This is a genomic window from Embleya scabrispora (genome assembly GCF_002024165.1).
Lineage (GTDB): Bacteria > Actinomycetota > Actinomycetes > Streptomycetales > Streptomycetaceae > Embleya > Embleya scabrispora_A.
The window spans coordinates 5,885,654-5,903,908 of sequence record NZ_MWQN01000001.1; the positions used below are offsets into that span (position 1 = coordinate 5,885,654).

Consider the following 18,255-nt stretch of genomic DNA (forward strand, 5'->3'; position numbering starts at 1 on the left):
GTCCGCGTCGGGCCCGGGTTCGGGCTTGGGCGCGGCACCGGGTGCGGGTCGGGCGAGGTGTCTGCGCGTCGGGCCCGGGTTCGGGCTTGGGTGCGGCGCCGGGCGCTGGTCGGGCGAGGTGCGGGCGCGTCGCGCCCGACTGCCGGGTCGGGCACGGAATGGGGTGTGAGCCGGGCAAGGTGCCGCCCCCGAGTGAGATGCCTGCCCTGGCGAGGTGCCCGGCTCGGGCGAGGTGCCCGGCCCCCGCGTGGAGTGATTGGGCGTCCCGGGTGGACGGGCGGGCTGCCCCGGCCGGGGCGCCCGGGGTCTACGAGGTACGGGCGGGCGGCGGCTTGGTTGCGTGTACCTGCTCCTCCCACGGCTGTCGGGGCGGCCCGGGGTGGATCGCCTCCTCGATCTCCAGGAGCGATTCGCTGTGCCATTCGCGCTCGAACGCCTCGGCCCCGCCGCGCACCCCGAACAGCCGCTTGGCGACGATGATGTAGACCACCGCGAGGATGTTCAGCACCAGCGTGCAGACCTTGAACCAGCTCACGTGCTCGCGCATCTCGTAGCCCTCCAGCGGCAGGAACGCCGCCGTGGCGACCACCGTGAGGTATTCCGCCCAGCGCTTGAGGTACCACAACCCGACCGCCTCGACGATCTCGATGACCGCGTAGACGACCATCCCGATCGCCACCCAGATCAGGGTCGAGCGTTTGTAGTCGAACGTCTTGCGGATCGTGTCGACGATCGGCGAGTGGTCCAGGTCGTAGTGGAAGTGCTCGGCCACGGGCCGGAACGCGGTCAGGTCGTCCTCGAACAACCGGCGCACCGAGTCCTGCGAGTTGCTGAACCGCCAGACCGCGTAGGCCGCGAGCAGGATCAGTACGCCGCGCGCGGCCCGCTCGACGGACAGGAAGCGCAGGATCAACACGTCGCGCAGCGCCCGGCCGCGCATCACCACCGGCGCGTCGCCGGCGGGACCGCGGCCCTTGACCTCGCCGAGCACGTAGTCGCCGCAGCGCAGGCAACGCCACGCCTCGCCGACCGGCGTGGTCGCGTGCAGCCGGGCACGCAGCGCCGGTTCGTCGGGGGCGTACGTCTCATGGCCGCGCCGTGCGCAGGCCCGTCGATTCCAGTCCACGCGGTGAAGTTACGGTCTTGCGGACCGGCCACGTTCACGATTCGACCGGGTTCGTACCAAGGATTGGTCATCGAAGCGTGAAATGAGGTTGTCCGTTCCGGATCAGGGCGCGCCGTTCCCGGCGAGAACGTGGTCCAGGCTCGCCGCCCACTGCCGTACGACCGCCCGCCGACGCTCGTCGTAATCGATGACCAGGGCGCTGATGCCGAGCCCGCGGGCCACGTCGAGGGCGGCCTCCACGGCCGCGGACACCCCGGGCAGCGAGACGTCGGCGTCGAGCAGCTCGACGGCCATGTCGTATATCGCCGCGGTCAGTCGCAGATCCAGCGGGATCACCCGCGCGCGCAGCACGGGATCGTTGACCGCCGCCGTCCACAGGTTGAGCGCGGCCCGGTACAGGGTGCCCCGGAACATCGACGCCAGTGCCTCGACCACCGCCTCGGTGTGCGCGGGGCCGGGCGGGATCCGGGCGCCGTCCAGGCGGGTACGGGCGACCAGGTCACCGGCGATGTGGTCGATCGCGGCGGTGAACAGGTCCTCGCGGGTGGGGAAATGATGCTGCACGGCGCCTCGTGAGACGCCCGCGCGCTCGGCGACCACGGTGACGGTGCCGCCGAGCCAGCCCAGCTCGGCCAGCACGTCGACGGCGGTGTCCAGGAGTCGGGCACGGGTGACTCGACTGCGGTGTTGACGTGGTTCGCGTACGGGTGCGCTGGTCACGTAGGTCAGCCTAACCCCCGAAACGGGGGTCGATGCCGGTTTTGTCGGTTGGAGTGCGCGGTACGGCGTAGTCCGCACGAAGGCGTCGCCGCCCGGGTCGATGCTTGACAGGGTTTGCGCGGGCGGGTCGAATGTCTTTAGCGAACGTTCAGTAACCTTGCCGGCAGGACCCTGCGGGAATCCGGGAGCGGCCGGTTTCACCAGTCGTGAAGGAGACGCAACGCCAATGACCACAGCCGTCGTCGTCGACGCCGTACGCACCGCCTCCGGCAAGGGCAAGCCCGGCGGCGCCCTGTCCGGCACCCACCCCGTCGACCTGCTCGCGCACACGCTGCGGGCCCTGGTCGAGCGCAACGGTCTGGACCCGGCCCTGGTCGAGGACGTGATCGCGGGCTGCGTCACCCAGGGCGGCGACCAGTCGCTGAACATCGCCCGCAACGCGGTCCTGGCCGCCGGATTCCCCGAGGGCGTCCCCGCCACCACGGTGGACCGGCAGTGCGGATCCAGCCAGCAGGCCGCGCACTTCGCCGCGCAGGGCGTGATCGCCGGCGCGTACGACATCGTGATCGCGGCCGGTGTCGAGTCGATGAGCCGGGTGCCGATGGGCCTGGCCTCGCACGGCGGCAACCCGTTCGGCGGTGGACTGCTCGCCGGGCGCTACCCCGAGGGTCTGATCCCGCAGGGCTACTCGGCCGAGTTGATCTCCGCCCGGTGGAACCTGGACCGGGAGACGCTGGACCGGTTCTCCGCCCGCTCGCACCGCCTCGCCGCGCAGGCCGCCGCGGAGGGTGCGTTCGACCGCGAGATCGTGCCGATCACCGTGGCCGGCGGCGAGCACCGGGTGGACGAGACGGTACGTCCGAGCACCTCGGAGGAGGGACTGGCCGGTCTCAAGCCGGCGTTCGTGGACGAGGGCATGGCCGCGCGGTTCCCGGAGATCGACTGGCGGATCACCCCGGGCAACTCCTCGCCGCTGACCGACGGTGCGTCCGCCGCGCTGATCATGAGCGAGGAACGGGCGAACGCGCTCGGCCTGACGCCGCGTGCCCGCTTCCACGCGTTCGCGGTCACCGGCGACGACCCGCTGCTGATGCTGATGGGCGTCGTTCCGGCCACCCGCAAGGTGCTGGAGCGGGCCGGCCTGGGGATCGACGACATCGACGCGTTCGAGGTCAACGAGGCGTTCGCGCCGGTGCCGTTGGCGTGGGCGGCGGAGGTGGGGGCCGACCCGGAGAAGGTGAACCGGCGCGGGGGCGCGATCGCGATCGGGCACCCGCTCGGCGCCTCCGGCGGGCGGCTGCTGAGCACGCTGCTGGGTGTGCTGGAGGCCACGGGTGGGCGGTACGGGTTGCAGACGATGTGCGAGGGCGGCGGGATGGCCAACGCGATGATCATCGAACGGCTCTGAGGTCGGGTCGTTTTCGTCGGCCGGTTTTTGTCAGTGAGTAGCGAGTTACGGAGACATACGTATGCGCATCGAAGGCACCACCGCCCTGATCACCGGCGGCGCCTCGGGGCTCGGCCTGGCCACCGCCGAACTGCTCGTCGCGAAGGGCGCGTCGGTCGTGCTCCTCGACCTGCCCTCGTCACAGGGCAAGGAGGTGGCCGAACGGCTGGGCGAGCGGGCCCGGTTCGTCGCCGGCGACGTCACCCGTGAGGACGAGGTGCGGGCCGCGGTGGAGGCGGCCGACGCGGACGGCACCCTGGCCGTCACGGTCAACTGCGCGGGCATCGCGAACGCGGCCCGCACCGTGGGCAAGAAGGGCGCCTTCCCGCTGGACGTGTTCGCCCGCGTGGTCAACGTCAACCTGATCGGCACGTTCAATGTGCTGCGGTTGGCCGCGGAGCGGATGAGCACACACGAGCCGGTGGACGGCGAGCGCGGCGTGGTGGTCAACACGGCGTCGGTCGCCGCGTTCGACGGGCAGATCGGGCAGGCCGCCTACAGCGCGTCCAAGGGCGGCATCGCGGCGATGACGCTGCCGGTCGCGCGGGACCTGTCGGGGTTGGCGGTGCGGGTGATGACGATCGCGCCCGGGTTGTTCGAGACGCCGCTGCTCGGGTCGCTGCCGGAGGCCGCGCGGGAATCGCTGGGTGCGCAGGTGCCGCACCCGAGTCGGTTGGGGCGGCCGGCGGAGTATGCGGCGCTGGTCGCGCACATCGTGGAGAACCAGATGCTCAACGGGGAGGTCATCCGGCTGGACGGGGCGATCCGGATGGCCCCGCGGTGACCCTCGGCACCGGGCCGCGTAGGGCGTGGCCTGTGACCCGGGTGTTTTGGCCTCAAACGCCGGCCGGGCTGGAGGGGTTGGCGCCGCCGCCGAGTCGGCCGAGGCGCGGGCCCGATGGGCCTGCCGCGTCGCGTGGTGAGTCCGGGGTCGCTTGCCGTCCTCAGACGCCGGACGGGCTGGGTTTGGTGGCGTTGGCGGGGTGGTTGCGGTGTGGGGCTGGATGGGTTTGCCGCGTCGCGTGGTGAGTCCGGGGTCGCTTGCCGTCCTCGGACGCCGGACGGGCTGGGTTTGGTGGCGTTGGCGGGGTGGTTGCGGTGCCGGGCCCGATGGGTCTGCCGCGTCGCGTGGTGAGCCTGGGGCCGCTTGTCGTCCTTGGACGCTGGACGGGCTGGGTTTGGTGGCCTGCCGTTCTTACATGTCGGACGGGGTGGGTTTGGTTGTGTGGCCGACTGTGGACAGGCTGATTTGTACGTAGCGGTCGGCGATTTGTTGGGGGGTCAAGGGGCCCGTGGGGCGGTACCAGTTGGCTACTGCCTGGCAGCAGGTGATGACCGCTCGGCCGGCGTCGATCGGGTATGGGGTGGTGAACTCGCCCAAGGCCACGCCGTCGCGGACGGCGGCGTGCATGAGGGATTCGAGTTCGTCGCGCATCGCCACGTAGCGGGCCCGATTGGCCGGTTCCAGGCTGCGCATCTCGGTGTCCAGGAACGCCAGCGGTGCGCGGTTGGCCATGTACAGGACGATGCACTCGACCAGTGCGGCGAATCGTGCGGCCGGTGTTTCCTCGGCCTCTTCGAGTGCGGCCCGGCAGCGGCCCAGGGCCGCGTTCATCGAACCGATCAGCAACTCGACCAGCAGGGCCTGCTTGTTCCGGTAGTGGTAGTACAGCGCCGGCACCGTCACGCCGACCCGGCGGGCGATGTCGCGCACCGTCGTGCCGTGATAGCCGTGCTCGTCGAACGCGGCGAGCGACGCGGCCAGGATCGGCGGCAGCAGCAGTGGTCGGTATGCGCGCCAGTCGGTGTGACCGTCGGCGCGCAGATCCGCCGCCAAGGGCTCCGCCATGGGTCCGCCTCCTGATTTTGCGGACTTGCTCCGGCCGTTCCGGGACGCATCGTCTTGGTTGCCCGGCATTCTAACGATCGCTCGCTCGGTACCCGTACCCGCGCGCCGACCGCGCGACCCGGACCGCGGCCCGGGTCGCGCCGGGGTCAGCCGCCGATCTCCTGCAGGGTCTTGACCAGTTCGGCGAAGCCGATGCCCACCTCGTCCAGCACCCGGAGCAGGGCCGGCGGCGGGTCGCCGATCTGCCGGTTGAGCGGGCCGACCCGGCCCGGGACGCTCGCCAGGTCGCCGCCGCGGAAGCGCGACTCGGGGTCGGCCGGCGGGCGTATCTGGTAGCTGCGCCAGTTCCGGGCGGGCCAGTTCAGCAGGGTCAGGTCGGGCGCGTGCCAGGCCATGAAGGCCCAGCGGCGCTCGTTGCCGGCCTGGATCAGCACCGGTTCGCCGTACTGCGCGAGCCGGGTCGCGGCCACCGCCGCGATCGGGACCGGGTTGCCGAACGAGCCGGTGATCCGCCAGATCCCGTCCTCGATGCCGGCCACCCAGCCGTGCGCGGCGAATTCCTCGATGGCCTCGGCGTAGGGGCTGTCCTCGGCAGGCGCGGGGGCGAACGTGGTGGTGCCGGCCGCATCGAACTCGGTCCCGGAGGCGACGTAGAGCGGCGGCGGGGTCACCACCGGGGCGACCGCGGGAGTCGGAGCGGGCGCGGCGACCTCGACCGGACGCGGCGGCGGGTTCACGGGTGCCGCCGGCGCCCGGGGCGGCTCGGGGGCCCCGGGCGCGGCGGGAACGGGAGCCGGCGTCGTCGCGGCCGGCGTCGGCTCGGCTCGCGGCGTTACCCGCTGCTCGCTCGGCCGTGCGGCCGTGGCCGGGCTGTACGCGAAGACCACGCCGGAGTGCGTCACACCGCCGTCGGCGCGCGGGAGGCTGCCCCGCACCGCCGGGCCCTGACCGGCCGCCGGCGGGAAGGTCGCACTCGTCGCACCGGCCGGGACGGCACCCAACTCCCGCCAGGAGCCCGCCGATCCGTCGACGGACGTGGCGATCGTGACCGGCTCGCGGGCCGGCCCGGCGAGCACCACGTGCAGCCCCGCGCCGTCCGCTCGGGCGCCGAGCAGGACCAGTTCGGGCGTGGCCGCCACTCCGCGCAGCGCGTCCAGGTCGGTGGGCGCGACGGTGCGGCCCTCGCCGAGCGCCAGGACCGGGCCGCCGACGGTGTGAACCGCGAGGTCGAGACCGCCGCCGGCCGCCGCGGTGGTGCCGAGGCCGGCCCGGCTCAGGTCCGCGTTGCCGGTCAGCGCGGACCACTGCTCGCCGATCCGCCACTGTACGAACCGGCCGTGCGTCAACCGCTGTTCGGGCAGCACCCGCACCTCGGCCGGCCGCCCGGCGAGGGCCGAGCGCAGCACCGCGCCGGAGTGGCCGGACCAGTTCTCGTGTACGCCCAGCACCACCCGCGCGGGAGCCAGTCGGGCGATCAGCTCGCGCAGCGTCTCACCGGCCGGGTCCACGACGGGGGCGTACAGGTGCAGCTCGTCCACCGGACCGCTCGGGAGTCGGTCGAGCAGCGGGCGGTCGAGGTTGTCCAGGAGCCGGGCCTCGGGACCCGGGGTCTCGTCCGCCAGGATGTGCCGCTCGGTCAGCAGCCCGGCGATCTCCCGCAGGTGCTCGGCGGCCCACGGCGCCATCGCCACCGCGTCCAGGTCCGGCAGCTTGTCCAGCCAGTCCGCGACGTCGGCCAGCAGTGCGTTGGAGGCGTCGTCCTCGGTCTCGACCACCGTCCACAGGCGGTCGTCGCCGGCCCAGCCGGGCAGTGCGGGCGAGCCGCCGCCGATCGCGATCCGGCACGCGTGTTCGCCGATGAGTACGACCAGCTTGGCGCGCAGCGCGCCGGGACACACGGTGGGTGCGTAGAGGTAGTCCCGACCGGCGCCGCGCACCTGGCTCGGGTCGTGCGTCTCCTGGGCGGCGTCGCCGAGGATGGCGACGCGGGCGGACAGGTCCCGGGCGAGCGGTACGGCGACCCGCTCCAGGAAGGGCAGGTCGACGCCGAGGCCGAGGAACAGCGCCTCGTGCAGGGCGGCCCCGTCGGTGCGCTCGCGCCATTCGCGCAAAAGCGTGATGGGGGATGCGGATCGGGTGTGCTGCGACACGGTCATATGTCGATGTCCAAGGTCGTTCGTCCCGAGGGGGTGGCGTGCGGCTGCGGCTCGCGGATGCGGTCGGTGGAGCCTTCGACACGGTTTCGATGGTAGGCCCGGTCGCGCCGTGGACGAGGGGGATCGGCGGGCGGAGGTACCCCCGGCCGGACGCCGAGCGGCGTACGGGCCGCGCAGGTCACGCCGGCGAGCATCCGAAACCACCTTCCTCGTCGCGAGGATCATCGCAGGAGCCGGCCCCGGGAGGGCGAAGGCCCCATCGGCCGGGCACCACGACGGGCCATGTCCGGGGGCGACGCGCCCCCGCGTCCATGTCGCCGATCCTGCTGCCTGAGATATTAGGCGCATCGGTGCGGGAAGACGCCGGCCGCCTCGGGATCGTCCGCCGGCGGCGCCCGGCCGAGCCCGTCCGGGCACCGATCGGGCTTGCCGGTCTTCGCCGATTCGCGTGTGCGGACCCGACCGCGGCCGGGATCCGGAGAGAATCCGGGCATGACATCGAGCTCGCCGGCGCGCCCGAAGAGCCGGACCGCCGTTGCCCGCGAGGTGATCCGGCGGCGCATCCTGCGCCTGGAGATGCCGCCCGGGACGGTCTTCAGCGAGGGTGACCTGGCCGCCGCCCTGGACCTGGGCAAGACGCCGGTGCGCGAGGCGCTGAACCTGCTCACCCACGAGAACCTGGTGGCGGTCGCGCCGCACTCGGGCTATCTGGTCATGCCGGTCACCCTGCGCGACGTCCGGGAACTGCTCGAACTGCGAGTGACGGTCGAGACGTTGCCGGCCCGTCTGGTGGCCGCGCGGGCCGAGGGCACCGCCGGTCTGGACGCGGCGGCGCTCGCATGGTGGCAGGCGACCAGCGGCGAGCGCGCGGACGCGGTGCCGACGCCGGTCCAGGGCCTGGCCTACGCCGCCGCGCTGGCCGAACGGGCCGGCAACGCGCGGGCGGCCGAGGTCGAGGGGTACGTGCTGCGCCACCAGCTGCGGCACCTGTACCTGGCCACCGCGCTCGGCGACCCGCACTGGCCCAGGCCCGACCGCTCCGCGCTGCCGATCGCGCTGGTCGCGGGCGACCCGGACGGCGCGGCGGCCGTGGTCGAGGACGGGATCCGGGCCCTGGGCGCGGCGCTGTTCGCGACGCTGGTGCCGGTCGTCGCCGCGTACCTGTCCCGGCCCGCGGACGGCGGGCCCGGGGGCCCGCCGCCCGACGCGGTGCTCGACCTGGACCTGGGCACGCTGCTTCGCGACGGCGTCGGCGCCGGTCGCGCGCGGCCGAGCCGGGTGGTCACCGCCGAGGCGACGGCCCGGTGATATTCACGTCGAGCAGCGCGTCGTTGGCGAGCAATGTGTCGAGCACCCGCTGCCGACAGCCGGTCAGCCGGGTGTGCGCGGCCCGCCCGGCCGCCTCCGCGTCGCCGTCCGCCAGCGCGTCGAGGAGCGGACCGTCGTCCCCCGCGATCACCCGCAGGTGCGGCCCGTCGGCGGTGACACACAACCGCAGCAGCCGGTGGTGGGCGTACAGCGTGCCGGCCAGCGCGCGCCGCAGATGCCGATTGCCCGCCAGGTCGGCGATCACCAGATGCAGCCGGGTGTACCGCTCCAGCCAGGCGTCCGGCCCGGCCACCGGCGTCGGCGTACGCACCCACGCGCCCTCGCGCGCCGGCGCCGTGCCCACCTCCGCCGCCCGCCGGGCCACCGCCGCCGAGGCGTCCCGGGCGAGCACCCGGTGCAGGTCGAACAACTCGCGCGCGGAGCGCAGCGTGACCCGGGTGACCCGGTAGCCGCTGCGCGGGATCACGTCGACGAACCCGTCCTCGGCCAGCAGCGCCAGCGCCTCGTGTACGGGCGTCTTGCTCATGCCCAGTTCCTCGGCCACCGCCTTCTCGGTGAACCGCGCGCCCGGGGCCAGCTCCAGGTACAACACCCGGCGTCGGATCTCCCGATACGCCGAGCCGGTCAGCGACCCCGGTCGCCCTTCGCCACCGGTGCGGTACCCGGGCGGACTCGCCTGCGCCATGACACTCCTCGGGACTCGGTACGACTCGTACGACTCGGTCGGGTGCGATGTGGTGCGGTGGGACGCGTTGCGGTGGGACTCGGTGCCGTGCGGGCGGGCTCGATGCGCGGCGTTCGGTGCTTGGTGCTCGGTGCCTGGTGCTCGGTGCTCAGTAGAAGTGCCGCAGGTCGGGCCAGATGCGGGACCAGGGCTTCGTGGTGCCGGCGCACAGCTCGACCACCGCGTGCTGCTCCTCGTTGTCGACCCCCTTGCCGTTGTCCACCCGGGTGACCAGCCGGCAGTCGACGAAGTCGCGGAATCGCGCGGTGACTTCCCCCTCGCGGACGACCACGACGGGCCCGTCCGCGCGGTCCGGCGGCGGGCCCCAGTCCGCGAAGGACATGTGGCCCGAGTACGGCCTCGGCAACCCCCGGGCCGGGCCGTACCGGTCCAGCGCGCCGGCCTCGCCGTAGTTGCCCGCGAACAACACCGCCCGGCCGCGCTGGTCCGGCGGGATCCGCCCCCAGGCCACCGCCGCCGCGTCGGCCAGTTCCGGCCAGCCGATCTGCTCGCCCTGTTCGGGGTTGATCCCGATCACCGCGTTGACCCGTCCGGCCGGCAGCAGCGGCAGCGAGATGACCGCGCTGGTGACGGTGGCGACCAGGAGCATCGAACCCACCGGCACCCGCCGCCCGGGCCGACTCGCGGCCCACCGCACGGTCGGCTCGCACCCCGCCGCGACCAGTACCAGGAGCAGTGGCAGCGCGTAGTACGACTTGCCGCCGGAGGCGATCACCAGCACGCACAGGATCGCGTAGCCCGGCACTATCGAGTGCGCCCACCGGATCTGCGGCGCCCGCAGCAGCCGTCGCGCGCCGGCCACCCAGATCGGCACGAACAGCGGCGACAGGTAGGCGATTTGCAGCGGGACGAACATGATCCGGTTCTTGATGCCGTCGTCCGTGCTGATTCCGCCGGCCACGGTGAACTGCGGCCATCCGTGAGTGGCCTGCCACCACAGACCCGGCGCGCTCAGCCCGATCGCGATCGCCGCGCCGCCGACCAGCCACCGGCTGCGCAGCACCTCGCGGGGGCCGACCGCGAACAGGCTCACGAGCAGGGCGACCACGAGATAGCCGACCAGGTACTTGTTCAGCATCGCGAAGCCGACGGCGGTACCCACCGCGAGCCACCAGCGCCCGTCGCCGGTGCGCAACAGCCGCAGGACGAACCACGCGATCAGCAGCCAGGCGACGATGTCCAGGGTCGCGGTGGACCACAGGTGACCGATGCCGAGCACGATCCCGGAGGTGGCCGCGCAGGCCGCCGCGAGCAGCTGGCCCGCCCGTCCGCTGCCGAACTCCCGGGCGATCAGGGCGACCAGGAGCACCGTCCCCGCGCACGCGAGGGCGGCGAATATCCGCAGGTCCTGCGGATCGTCCCCGAACAGTTCGCCGGACGCCCGGGCGAGCAGCGGGGTCAGTGGAGGCTGGTCCACGTAGCCCCAGGCGAGATGTCGACCGGCCACGACGAAATAGAGCTCGTCGCGGTGGAATCCGTAGCGCGCGGACACCGCCGCCTGCAGTGCGAATACCGCGACCATGATCAGCACGATCGGTCGCTTGGCGAGCGGAGGCAGGGCGGGCGGGGCCGGGGCAGGCGGCAACGGTTCGGTCGACGTGCCCTTCTCCACACGGCTCATTAGGTCATGGTGCCGGATCGACGAGCGGTAGGGCAGAGACTCGCGCGCAGGTCCGGACAACAAGTCGGGTCGGTCGAACGGACGGCCTAACGTCGCCGGGGCGGAATCCGGACGGAGCCGGGGATGACCGTTTTCCGGCGAGATGACCGGACCCCGGCGCACGCGCGACGTCGAAACCCGCCAACGTGCCGTTCGCGCCGACCGCGCGGATCGCCCCGGCCGATTTCGGGACCGCGGTGCACGAGGACGACGTGGGGCCGATCGCGTCCGGGGTGATCGGGACGACGGCGTCCATCGTGCGGGTCACGGCCACCGACCGCGCGCTGCCGGGGGTTCGGGCCGGTCGTACCCGCCGTGGGAGTCGTATCGCCCGACGCATGACGGCCGGTGGCGGGCCGTCGCACCGAGGCAACTCCCGTGCGTCGGGAGGCAGACCGGGACCGCGCTCGGGGCGGCGGCTGCTACCGTGGCTCGTCCCGACCGTCCGGACGGTCCGGAGGGTTCGAGTGGGCTTTCACACGGGGACGGGGGCGTGCCGATGCGTGATCGGCTGTTGGACGCGGTGGAGCGGCTACTGGTTCGGGACGGCGTGGAGTCGGTTCGGCTGGACGCGGTGGCCCGCGAGGCCGGGGTCAGCAAGGGCGGGTTGCTGCACCACTTCCCGAGCAAGCAGGACCTGGTGCGCGGGGTCGTCGAGCGGCTGGCCGATCGGTTCGAGGCCGCGCTGCCGGAACCCGACGCGCCGCCGGGGGCGTTCGCGCTGGCCTGGTTGCAGGCGAGCATCCCGGCCGAGTCGCCGACCGGCGATCGCAGCGGCGCCGACCGGGTCCCGCTCGCGCTGCTCGCCGCGGCGGGCGGGCCGGACGTCCTGGCCGCGCTGCGGGCCCGCTACGCCCGCTGGCAACTCCGGCTCGCCGACGACGGCCTGGAGCCGGCCGTGGCCGATCTGGTCCGGATGGCCGTGGACGGCTGGTGGACCGCGCGGCTGCTGGGCCTGGGCGTGCCGCACGACGACGCGCACATCGAACTACGGGCGCTGCTGGTCGAGTTGATCCGTACCCGAGGCGGCGCGGGGTGAGCGCGGGCGTGGGTGCGTGTGTGCGCGAGCTGCTTCCGAGCGGCGTGAGCCGGGTTGTGTCCCGGGCGCGGACCGTCGACGTGATGTGCTTCACCCGCGTTTCGATGGCCGTCGCCGACGTGGGTTTCCTGCTCTACTGGACGGTCACCCTCCTCGCGCTGCTCCCGGCCGAGTACGCGTACAAGGACTACGCCGATCCGGTGATCAGCGACTGGAACCACTCGTTCGTGCCGCTCGATCTCGCCGCCGCGGCGACCGGGCTCGCGGCGCTGCGCCTCGGGCGGCGGATCGCACCGGAGCGGATACATCCGCTGCTCCCGATCTCGCTGGTGCTGACCGCCGTCGCCGGCCTCCAGGCGGTGGCGTTCTGGACCCCGCGCGGCGACTTCGCGATCGAGTGGTGGTTGCCCAACCTCTTCCTGCTGCTGTTCCCGCTGCCCGCGCTCGCCGTGCTCGTGCGGCGTACGACGATCGCCCGGCCCTGATCGGGGCGGGTAACGTCACCACCCGGAACGCTTCGTGTTCCGCGCCCGCGGGCGGCTCTCCGGCCCGGACGTCCGACCCCTGCGAGGAAGCCTCCACGTGTCCAAGACCCCCGACATCGGCGCCCCGGCACCGGACTTCACCCTCGACGCGGTACGCCTGAGCGAGGGCACGGCGATCCGCGAACCGCTCACCCTGTCGGCGCAGCGCGGCCGCCCGGTCGTGTTGGCCTTCTACCCCGGCGACGACACCGCGGTGTGTACGAAGCAACTGTGCTCGTACTCCTCGGGCTTCGAACAGTTCACCGATCTCGACGCGGTGGTCTGGGGGATCAGCCCGCAGGGACTCGACAGCCACGAGCGCTTCGCCCGCAAACACGGCCTGCGCATGCCGCTGCTCGCCGACACGGAGCACCGGGCCGTCGATTCCTACGGCATCGGCATGGGCGGCAAGGCGCTGCGCCGGGCGGTGTTCATCGTGGACGCCGAGGGTGTGCTGCGCTGGAAGCATGTGGCGCTGGTCGGGCTCACCTACCGGGGCGTCGACACGCTGACGGCCCAACTGAGGTTGCTCGGCGCCTGAGTCGGGCGCGGGCGTGGTGCTCGCGTTCAGAAGTTCAGCGGCTGCACGAAGGTCGGCGCCCCCTCGGTCGGCCCTCCGCTGATCAAGGCCACCCCCGTGGAGCCGGTGTGGACCGGGCCGCCGGAGTCGCCGGCGGCACCGGATTGGGTGCTGCGGGCCAGGCCGGTGACCGGGCCCTCGGGATAGTTGACGGTGACGTCGACGGCGTCGATGGTGCCGCAGCGGGTCCCGCTGGAGGCACCGGTGCCGCAGACCCGGTCGTTCAGGCGGGGGCGGCCGAAGGCGGTGATGGTGGTGGTGGCGTTGCCGTCGAGGATGTCGGGGGCCAGGGTGACGCCGTCCGCGCCGGGGATGATCGCCCAGTCGGCGCCGGGGAAGCGGGAGTCGCCGACGGTGCCGATCCGGGTGCCGGTGCCGTCGTACCAGGTGGACGCGTCGTGGGCGCAATGGCCCGCCGTCGTGGTGGTGTGCGGGCGATACCCGTTGAAGCCCGCGGTGCAGATGAAGACCGTACCGGTGAGGCCGCTGTACAGGGTGCTGCCGCCGTGGAAGCCGGCGGCCGGCCGCGGCGCGGCCTCGCTCGCCGGTGCCCGGGCCACGCGCGGGCGCATCGGGGTGTCCACCTCGGTGATCTCGACCAGGGCGGGTACCAGGCGGGCGGCCGCCAGGAAGGCCGTGGTGAGCGGGTCGGCGGCGCCGCGCAGGGTGGCCAGGGTCACCGTGCAGCGGCGGTGGTCGACGTACCAGTACTGGCCGGCGCCCGCCCGGCCGTCGAGCGCGAGCGCGTCGAGGCGGCCGTGCAGCGCGCGCAGCCGATCGAGGCGGTCGGTCAGGCAGCGGGGGCCGGACGGGTCGGCGCCGGCCGGGATGGTGAGCGAGGTGAGCACGAGGACGGCCGCCGCGACCATCGCCCCCGTCGACCGCGTCACCGTGCTCCGCGTCGTCCGCGTGGTCCGCTTCATGCGCAAGACCGTACGGATCACGCCCGGTTCGGGCCGGCGAAACCGCGCCGAGGTCACCCGATCGGGCGCCCCATGCCCGCATCGGAGCGTGGGCATGGGGCCGTTCCGCATTCCGGTGGCGCGTCGATCCGCGCGGACGGATGTGTTCGCCGGCCCGGACCACCTTGCGCCGAATGCGCAAGGTAAGGCTAACCTAAGTGACGTCCTGGGGGTGATGCCGTGTTCACCCCCGCCCTTTCTCGCGCCCGGAGCCCCACATGCCCACTTCTCTTCGCCCGCTCGTGACCGCTCGGCGGCGCGCGGTTCGGTTGCTCGCCGTGGCGGGGGCGGCCGGTCTGCTGCTCACCGGATGCGGATCCGACTCCGACTCCAAGTCCGATGCGAAGCCCGCCGCGAGCCAGGGCGGCAGCGGGGGCGGCGACTCGGCCGGCGGCACCCGGACGGTCAAGGACGCCACCGGTACCACCGTCCAGGTGCCGGCCAACCCCAAGCGCGTCGTGGTGCTCACCCAGGAGGACCTGGACGCGGTGCTCGCGCTCGGCGTCAAGCCGGTCGGCATCACCAACGGCCAGGGCCTGGACAAGCCGCCCGCCTACCTGGCCGACAAGGTCAAGGGCATAGAGGTGATCGGCAACCTGCTCCAGCCGGTGATGGACAAGGTGATCGCGGCCAAGCCCGACCTGATCCTGGCCGGCGACATGCAGGACACCCAGATGCTCGGCCAGCTGCGCAAGATCACCCCCGCGACGCTGGTGACCATGGCGCCCACCGACGACTGGAAGTTGTCCTTCCGCGGTGTCGGCAACGCGGTGAACAAGCTGGAGCAGGCGAACAAGGTGATCACCGACTACGAGGCCAAGGCCAAGAAGACCGGCGAGGACCTGACCGCGAACAAGGGCGCCGCGGTGAGCATCGTGCGCTGGAACCCGAACGGCCCGAGCTGGATGGAGAAGCGCCAGTTCGCCAGTGGGGTGGCGTTGGACATGGGCCTGACCCGGCCGAAGGCGCAGGACAAGGACGGCAACGCGCACACGCCCGCGCTGAGCCTGGAGAAGATCTCCGAGATCGACGGCGACTGGCTCTTCCTCGGCACGCTCACCGCGGACGGCGCGAGCGCGCTCAAGGAGGTGCAGAGCAAGCCGGCCTACAAGGAGTTGAACGCCGTGCAGAAGAACCACGTGGTCACCGTGGACGGTTCGGTGTGGTCCACGCGCGGCGGGCCGCTGGCGGCCGACGTGGTGCTCGGCGACATCGCGAAGGCGTTGTCGGCGACTTCCTGAGCACGGTGGGGGAGCCCTCGACTCGGTGATCCCGAGACCCGAGGGCTCCGGGCCCGACCGGCTTCGGGCCGACTGTTCGCGCATCGACTGTTCTCGACCTGCGGAAGGTGACCGGCATCATGGACACCCCGATACTGCACGCGCTGAGCCGGGCGGTCGACGCCGGACGCGCCGACGCCTGCGCCGAGTTCTGGGCCCGGGTCGAGGCGGTCGGCGCCCCGCTGGTCGAGCCGGATCCGGACGATCCCGGGCAGCGGCTGGTCACGTTCGTATGGCGGGACGACCCGGCCGGGCCCGCCGGCGACGTGCTGGCGCTGCTGCACACCTTCACCGATCGGGACCGGCACGCGGGCGATCTGACGCCGCATCTGCTGCGCCGGGTGCCGGGGACGGACGTACGGGCGATCACCCACCGGCTGCCGGCCGGGCTGCGCGCGTCGTACCAGTTCTTCGTCGGCACCGGCTCGCGGGCCGAGACGCTGCGGACCGATCGGGCCGCCTGGCTGGGTGTGCTGGACGCCGCGGTGCCCGATCCGTACAACTCCGCACCCACCCTGGCCGCCCGGGACGGCCGCAACCCGTCCTCGGTCCTGGCGCTGCCGGACGCCCCCGCGCAGCCGTGGGCGCGGCGCCGGCCCGGGATCCCGCGCGGCCCGCGCGAGGACACCACGGTCGACGGCCGGCGGGTGAGCGTGCTGCTCCCGCCCGCCATGGGACAACAACCCTGCCGGGTCGTGGTCTTGCTGGACGGGGAGGTCTGGGGGTCGGTGCTCGCGGTCGGCGACACGTTCGACAACCTGCATGCCGACGGCCGCATCCCGCCGACCGTCGCGCTGCTCGTGGACACGATGGGCCGGGAACGGCGGATGGCCGATCTCACCTGTAGCGAACCGTTCGTGGACTGGCTCGCCGACGTGTTGTTGCCGTGGGCGGGCGAGCGGTACGGCGTGAGCACGGACCCGGCGCATACCGTACTTGCCGGGCAGAGCGCGGGCGGGCTGACCGCCGCGTTCGGGGCGTTCCATCGGCCGGATCGCTTCGGCAACGCGCTGTCCCAGTCCGGGTCGTTCTGGTGGCCCGACCCGGACGAGAGCAACGACGGGCCGGAGTGGCTGACCCGGCGGTTCGCCGCGACCGAGCGGCTGCCGATCCGGTTCCACCTCGAGGTGGGCCTGCTCGAATGGATGCTCGTGGCCGAGAACCGGCGGCTGCGCGACGTGCTGCGGAAGCGCGGATACCCGCTCACCTACACCGAGTTCGACGGCGGCCACGACTACGCCTGCTGGCGCGGCGGGCTCGCCGTCGGACTCGTCGGACTGCTGTCAGCCGGAGGCTGACGCGCCGGTGGGCGCGGCCGACTCGCCTCGGCCCGCGGCCTCGCCCTCGGCGGTGACCCGGCTGCCGTCGGTGGTGACCCGGCTGCCCTCGGCGGTGACCTCGCTCCCGCCCTCGATCCGGTCCTCGCTCGGCTCCGCGCCGTCCGGCCCGTCGTCGTCGAACGGCGGCGGTGCCGGCGCCTCGCGCGGCAGTCGCAGGGCGAACAGCGCGCCGAGGGCGACCAGTCCGGCCGTGACCCAGATCGCGGCCCGATACGGCCCCGGCGCGCTCGCGTCGTGTCCGTCCGCGCCGCCGGCCTCGATCACCGCCGCGCCGGCCGCGATGCCCAGCGAGCCGCCGAGCGTGCGCACGATGGTGAACAGCGCCATCGCGTGCCCCATGTCCGGCGGTTCGATCTCGCCGAACCCGGCGATCTGCACGGTCAGCACCGCCGTACCCAGCACCAGTCCGACGCAGAACATCAACACCCGCACCGCCCACGCGGAATCGGCCACCCCCGGCAGCGCGAGCGCGCCGAACACCAGGGCGGCCAGGACCAGCGCGGGAGTGGTCAGCCGGCGCGGGCCGAGTCGGGGCAGCAGGCGGTCCACCACCTGCGAGGCGAACATCAGCCCGACCGCCTCCGGGAACACCCCCAGCCCGGCGTCCAACGCCGAGGCGCCCAGCGCCGCCTGATAGAGCAGCGGGAAGACGAACAGCACGCCCATCAGACCCGCCGAGGTGACCAGCGCGAGTGCGGTGGCCGCGCCGAACGCCCGGTCGGAGACCAGGCGGAGCCGCAACAGCGGCTCCTCCGTGCGCAGTTGGTGGGCGATCGCGACCGCGAGCAGGATCAGGCCGAGCAGGCCGGAGACGGCGATGGCGGGCGTGGTCCACCCCTGCGACGGGCCGAAGCCGAGCGCGTAGGTGAGCAGACCGAGGGTGGGCGTGGTGAGCCAGAACCCGGTGCGGTCGAACGGGCCGACCACACCCGCCCGATGCTCGCGCAGCCCGTACAGGCCGAGCAGCACCGCGGCCGTGCCGATCGGCACATTGACCAGGAACAGCCAGTGCCAGGAGAGGTGTTCGGTGAGGAATCCGCCCAGCGGCGGGCCGAGGGCCGGCATCAGCGCGGTCGGCACGATCAGCCACTTCGCCAGCCGCATCCGCTCGTGCGGCGCGAACGCCGTGAACAGGATGGTCATCCCGACCGGCGTGAGCAGCCCGCCCGCCAGGCCCTGGACCACCCGGGCCAGGACCAGCGAGACCAGGTTCTGCGACAACCCGCACGCGGCCGAGGCGGCGGTGAACACCGCGAGCGAGCCGAGGAAGACCCGCTTGGTGCCGTGGCGGTCGCTCAGCCGCCCGGCCACCGGCAGCGCGGCCACCAACGCGACCAGGAACGCGATCTCGACCGTATTGGCCGCCACCGCCGGGCGATCGAAGTCCTCCGCGATGGTGAGCAGCGCCGGGTTGACGATGGTCGAGTCCAGGCCGTTCATGCACATCGCGGCCGTGTAGACGAGCACCACGATCCAGGCGGAACCCCGCGGCGTGGCG

The 18,255-nt window shown here is 73.1% G+C and carries 16 protein-coding genes; 8 read left to right on the plus strand and 8 right to left on the minus strand.

The window, feature by feature from the left end:
- Positions 1 to 307: 307 nt before the first annotated feature.
- Entirely contained in the window at positions 308 to 1,126 is an 819-nt protein-coding gene (locus B4N89_RS25905) for a DUF2127 domain-containing protein (protein WP_078978206.1), read from the minus strand.
- A gap of 102 nt (positions 1,127 to 1,228) precedes the next feature.
- Positions 1,229 to 1,846 (minus strand): TetR/AcrR family transcriptional regulator, encoded by a 618-nt coding sequence (locus B4N89_RS25910; protein WP_078978207.1) that lies wholly within the window; start codon positions 1,844 to 1,846, stop codon positions 1,229 to 1,231.
- A gap of 226 nt (positions 1,847 to 2,072) precedes the next feature.
- Between B4N89_RS25910 and B4N89_RS25915 the strand changes: the two genes are divergently transcribed.
- The gene (locus B4N89_RS25915) at positions 2,073 to 3,254 is read left to right on the plus strand and encodes a thiolase family protein (RefSeq protein WP_078978208.1); all 1,182 of its coding nucleotides are present in this window, start codon (positions 2,073 to 2,075) and stop codon (positions 3,252 to 3,254) included.
- A 61-nt stretch (positions 3,255 to 3,315) separates the two neighbouring features.
- On the plus strand, positions 3,316 to 4,077 hold the full coding sequence (locus tag B4N89_RS25920) for a 3-hydroxyacyl-CoA dehydrogenase (protein WP_078978209.1): 762 nt from the start codon (positions 3,316 to 3,318) through the stop codon (positions 4,075 to 4,077).
- A gap of 411 nt (positions 4,078 to 4,488) precedes the next feature.
- On the opposite strand, the gene B4N89_RS25925 is transcribed toward B4N89_RS25920, so the two are convergent.
- Together B4N89_RS25925 and B4N89_RS47925 are read right to left on the minus strand one after the other, a co-directional pair.
- A complete protein-coding gene (locus B4N89_RS25925) occupies positions 4,489 to 5,142 on the minus strand; it encodes a TetR/AcrR family transcriptional regulator (protein ID WP_078978210.1) in 654 nt (217 codons plus the stop codon).
- A 146-nt stretch (positions 5,143 to 5,288) separates the two neighbouring features.
- Positions 5,289 to 7,298, minus strand: coding sequence for a hypothetical protein (locus B4N89_RS47925; RefSeq protein WP_101897174.1), 2,010 nt, complete (start codon positions 7,296 to 7,298; stop codon positions 5,289 to 5,291).
- Positions 7,299 to 7,790: 492 nt separating this feature from the next.
- Here B4N89_RS47925 and B4N89_RS47930 point away from each other — a divergent pair, with 492 nt between their 5' ends.
- Positions 7,791 to 8,606 (plus strand): GntR family transcriptional regulator, encoded by an 816-nt coding sequence (locus B4N89_RS47930; RefSeq protein WP_101897175.1) that lies wholly within the window; start codon positions 7,791 to 7,793, stop codon positions 8,604 to 8,606.
- On the opposite strand, the gene B4N89_RS25935 is transcribed toward B4N89_RS47930, so the two are convergent.
- On the minus strand, positions 8,581 to 9,312 hold the full coding sequence (locus tag B4N89_RS25935) for a GntR family transcriptional regulator (protein WP_078978211.1): 732 nt from the start codon (positions 9,310 to 9,312) through the stop codon (positions 8,581 to 8,583). The two genes, B4N89_RS47930 and B4N89_RS25935, sit on opposite strands and share 26 nt — an antisense overlap.
- Before the next feature lie 148 nt (positions 9,313 to 9,460).
- On the minus strand, positions 9,461 to 10,993 hold the full coding sequence (locus B4N89_RS25940) for an ArnT family glycosyltransferase (RefSeq protein WP_235618787.1): 1,533 nt from the start codon (positions 10,991 to 10,993) through the stop codon (positions 9,461 to 9,463).
- Between the two features lie 538 nt (positions 10,994 to 11,531).
- Here B4N89_RS25940 and B4N89_RS25945 point away from each other — a divergent pair.
- From B4N89_RS25945 to B4N89_RS25955, 3 genes are all read left to right on the plus strand, one after another.
- Positions 11,532 to 12,071: a TetR/AcrR family transcriptional regulator gene (locus B4N89_RS25945; RefSeq protein WP_078978212.1), complete on the plus strand. Its 540-nt coding sequence runs from the start codon at positions 11,532 to 11,534 to the stop codon at positions 12,069 to 12,071.
- A gap of 20 nt (positions 12,072 to 12,091) precedes the next feature.
- Positions 12,092 to 12,556 carry a DUF5360 family protein gene (locus B4N89_RS25950; RefSeq protein WP_235618788.1) on the plus strand — a complete coding sequence of 155 codons (465 nt, stop codon included), beginning with the start codon at positions 12,092 to 12,094 and terminating at the stop codon, positions 12,554 to 12,556.
- A 97-nt stretch (positions 12,557 to 12,653) separates the two neighbouring features.
- Positions 12,654 to 13,136 (plus strand): peroxiredoxin, encoded by a 483-nt coding sequence (locus B4N89_RS25955; protein ID WP_078978213.1) that lies wholly within the window; start codon positions 12,654 to 12,656, stop codon positions 13,134 to 13,136.
- A gap of 26 nt (positions 13,137 to 13,162) precedes the next feature.
- Here B4N89_RS25955 and B4N89_RS25960 read toward each other — a convergent pair whose 3' ends face one another.
- Positions 13,163 to 14,098: a S1 family peptidase gene (locus tag B4N89_RS25960; protein WP_143658083.1), complete on the minus strand. Its 936-nt coding sequence runs from the start codon at positions 14,096 to 14,098 to the stop codon at positions 13,163 to 13,165.
- A gap of 257 nt (positions 14,099 to 14,355) precedes the next feature.
- Between B4N89_RS25960 and B4N89_RS25965 the strand changes: the two genes are divergently transcribed.
- Together B4N89_RS25965 and fes are read left to right on the plus strand one after the other, a co-directional pair.
- The gene (locus B4N89_RS25965) at positions 14,356 to 15,378 is read left to right on the plus strand and encodes an ABC transporter substrate-binding protein (RefSeq protein WP_078978215.1); all 1,023 of its coding nucleotides are present in this window, start codon (positions 14,356 to 14,358) and stop codon (positions 15,376 to 15,378) included.
- Positions 15,379 to 15,497: 119 nt separating this feature from the next.
- Positions 15,498 to 16,715 (plus strand): enterochelin esterase, encoded by a 1,218-nt coding sequence (fes, locus tag B4N89_RS25970; RefSeq protein WP_078979635.1) that lies wholly within the window; start codon positions 15,498 to 15,500, stop codon positions 16,713 to 16,715.
- On the opposite strand, the gene B4N89_RS25975 is transcribed toward fes, so the two are convergent.
- Complete coding sequence (locus B4N89_RS25975) at positions 16,701 to 18,203, minus strand: DHA2 family efflux MFS transporter permease subunit (RefSeq protein ID WP_235618982.1); 1,503 nt, start codon at positions 18,201 to 18,203, stop codon at positions 16,701 to 16,703. The two genes, fes and B4N89_RS25975, sit on opposite strands and share 15 nt — an antisense overlap.
- Between the last annotated feature and the right edge of the window lie 52 nt (positions 18,204 to 18,255).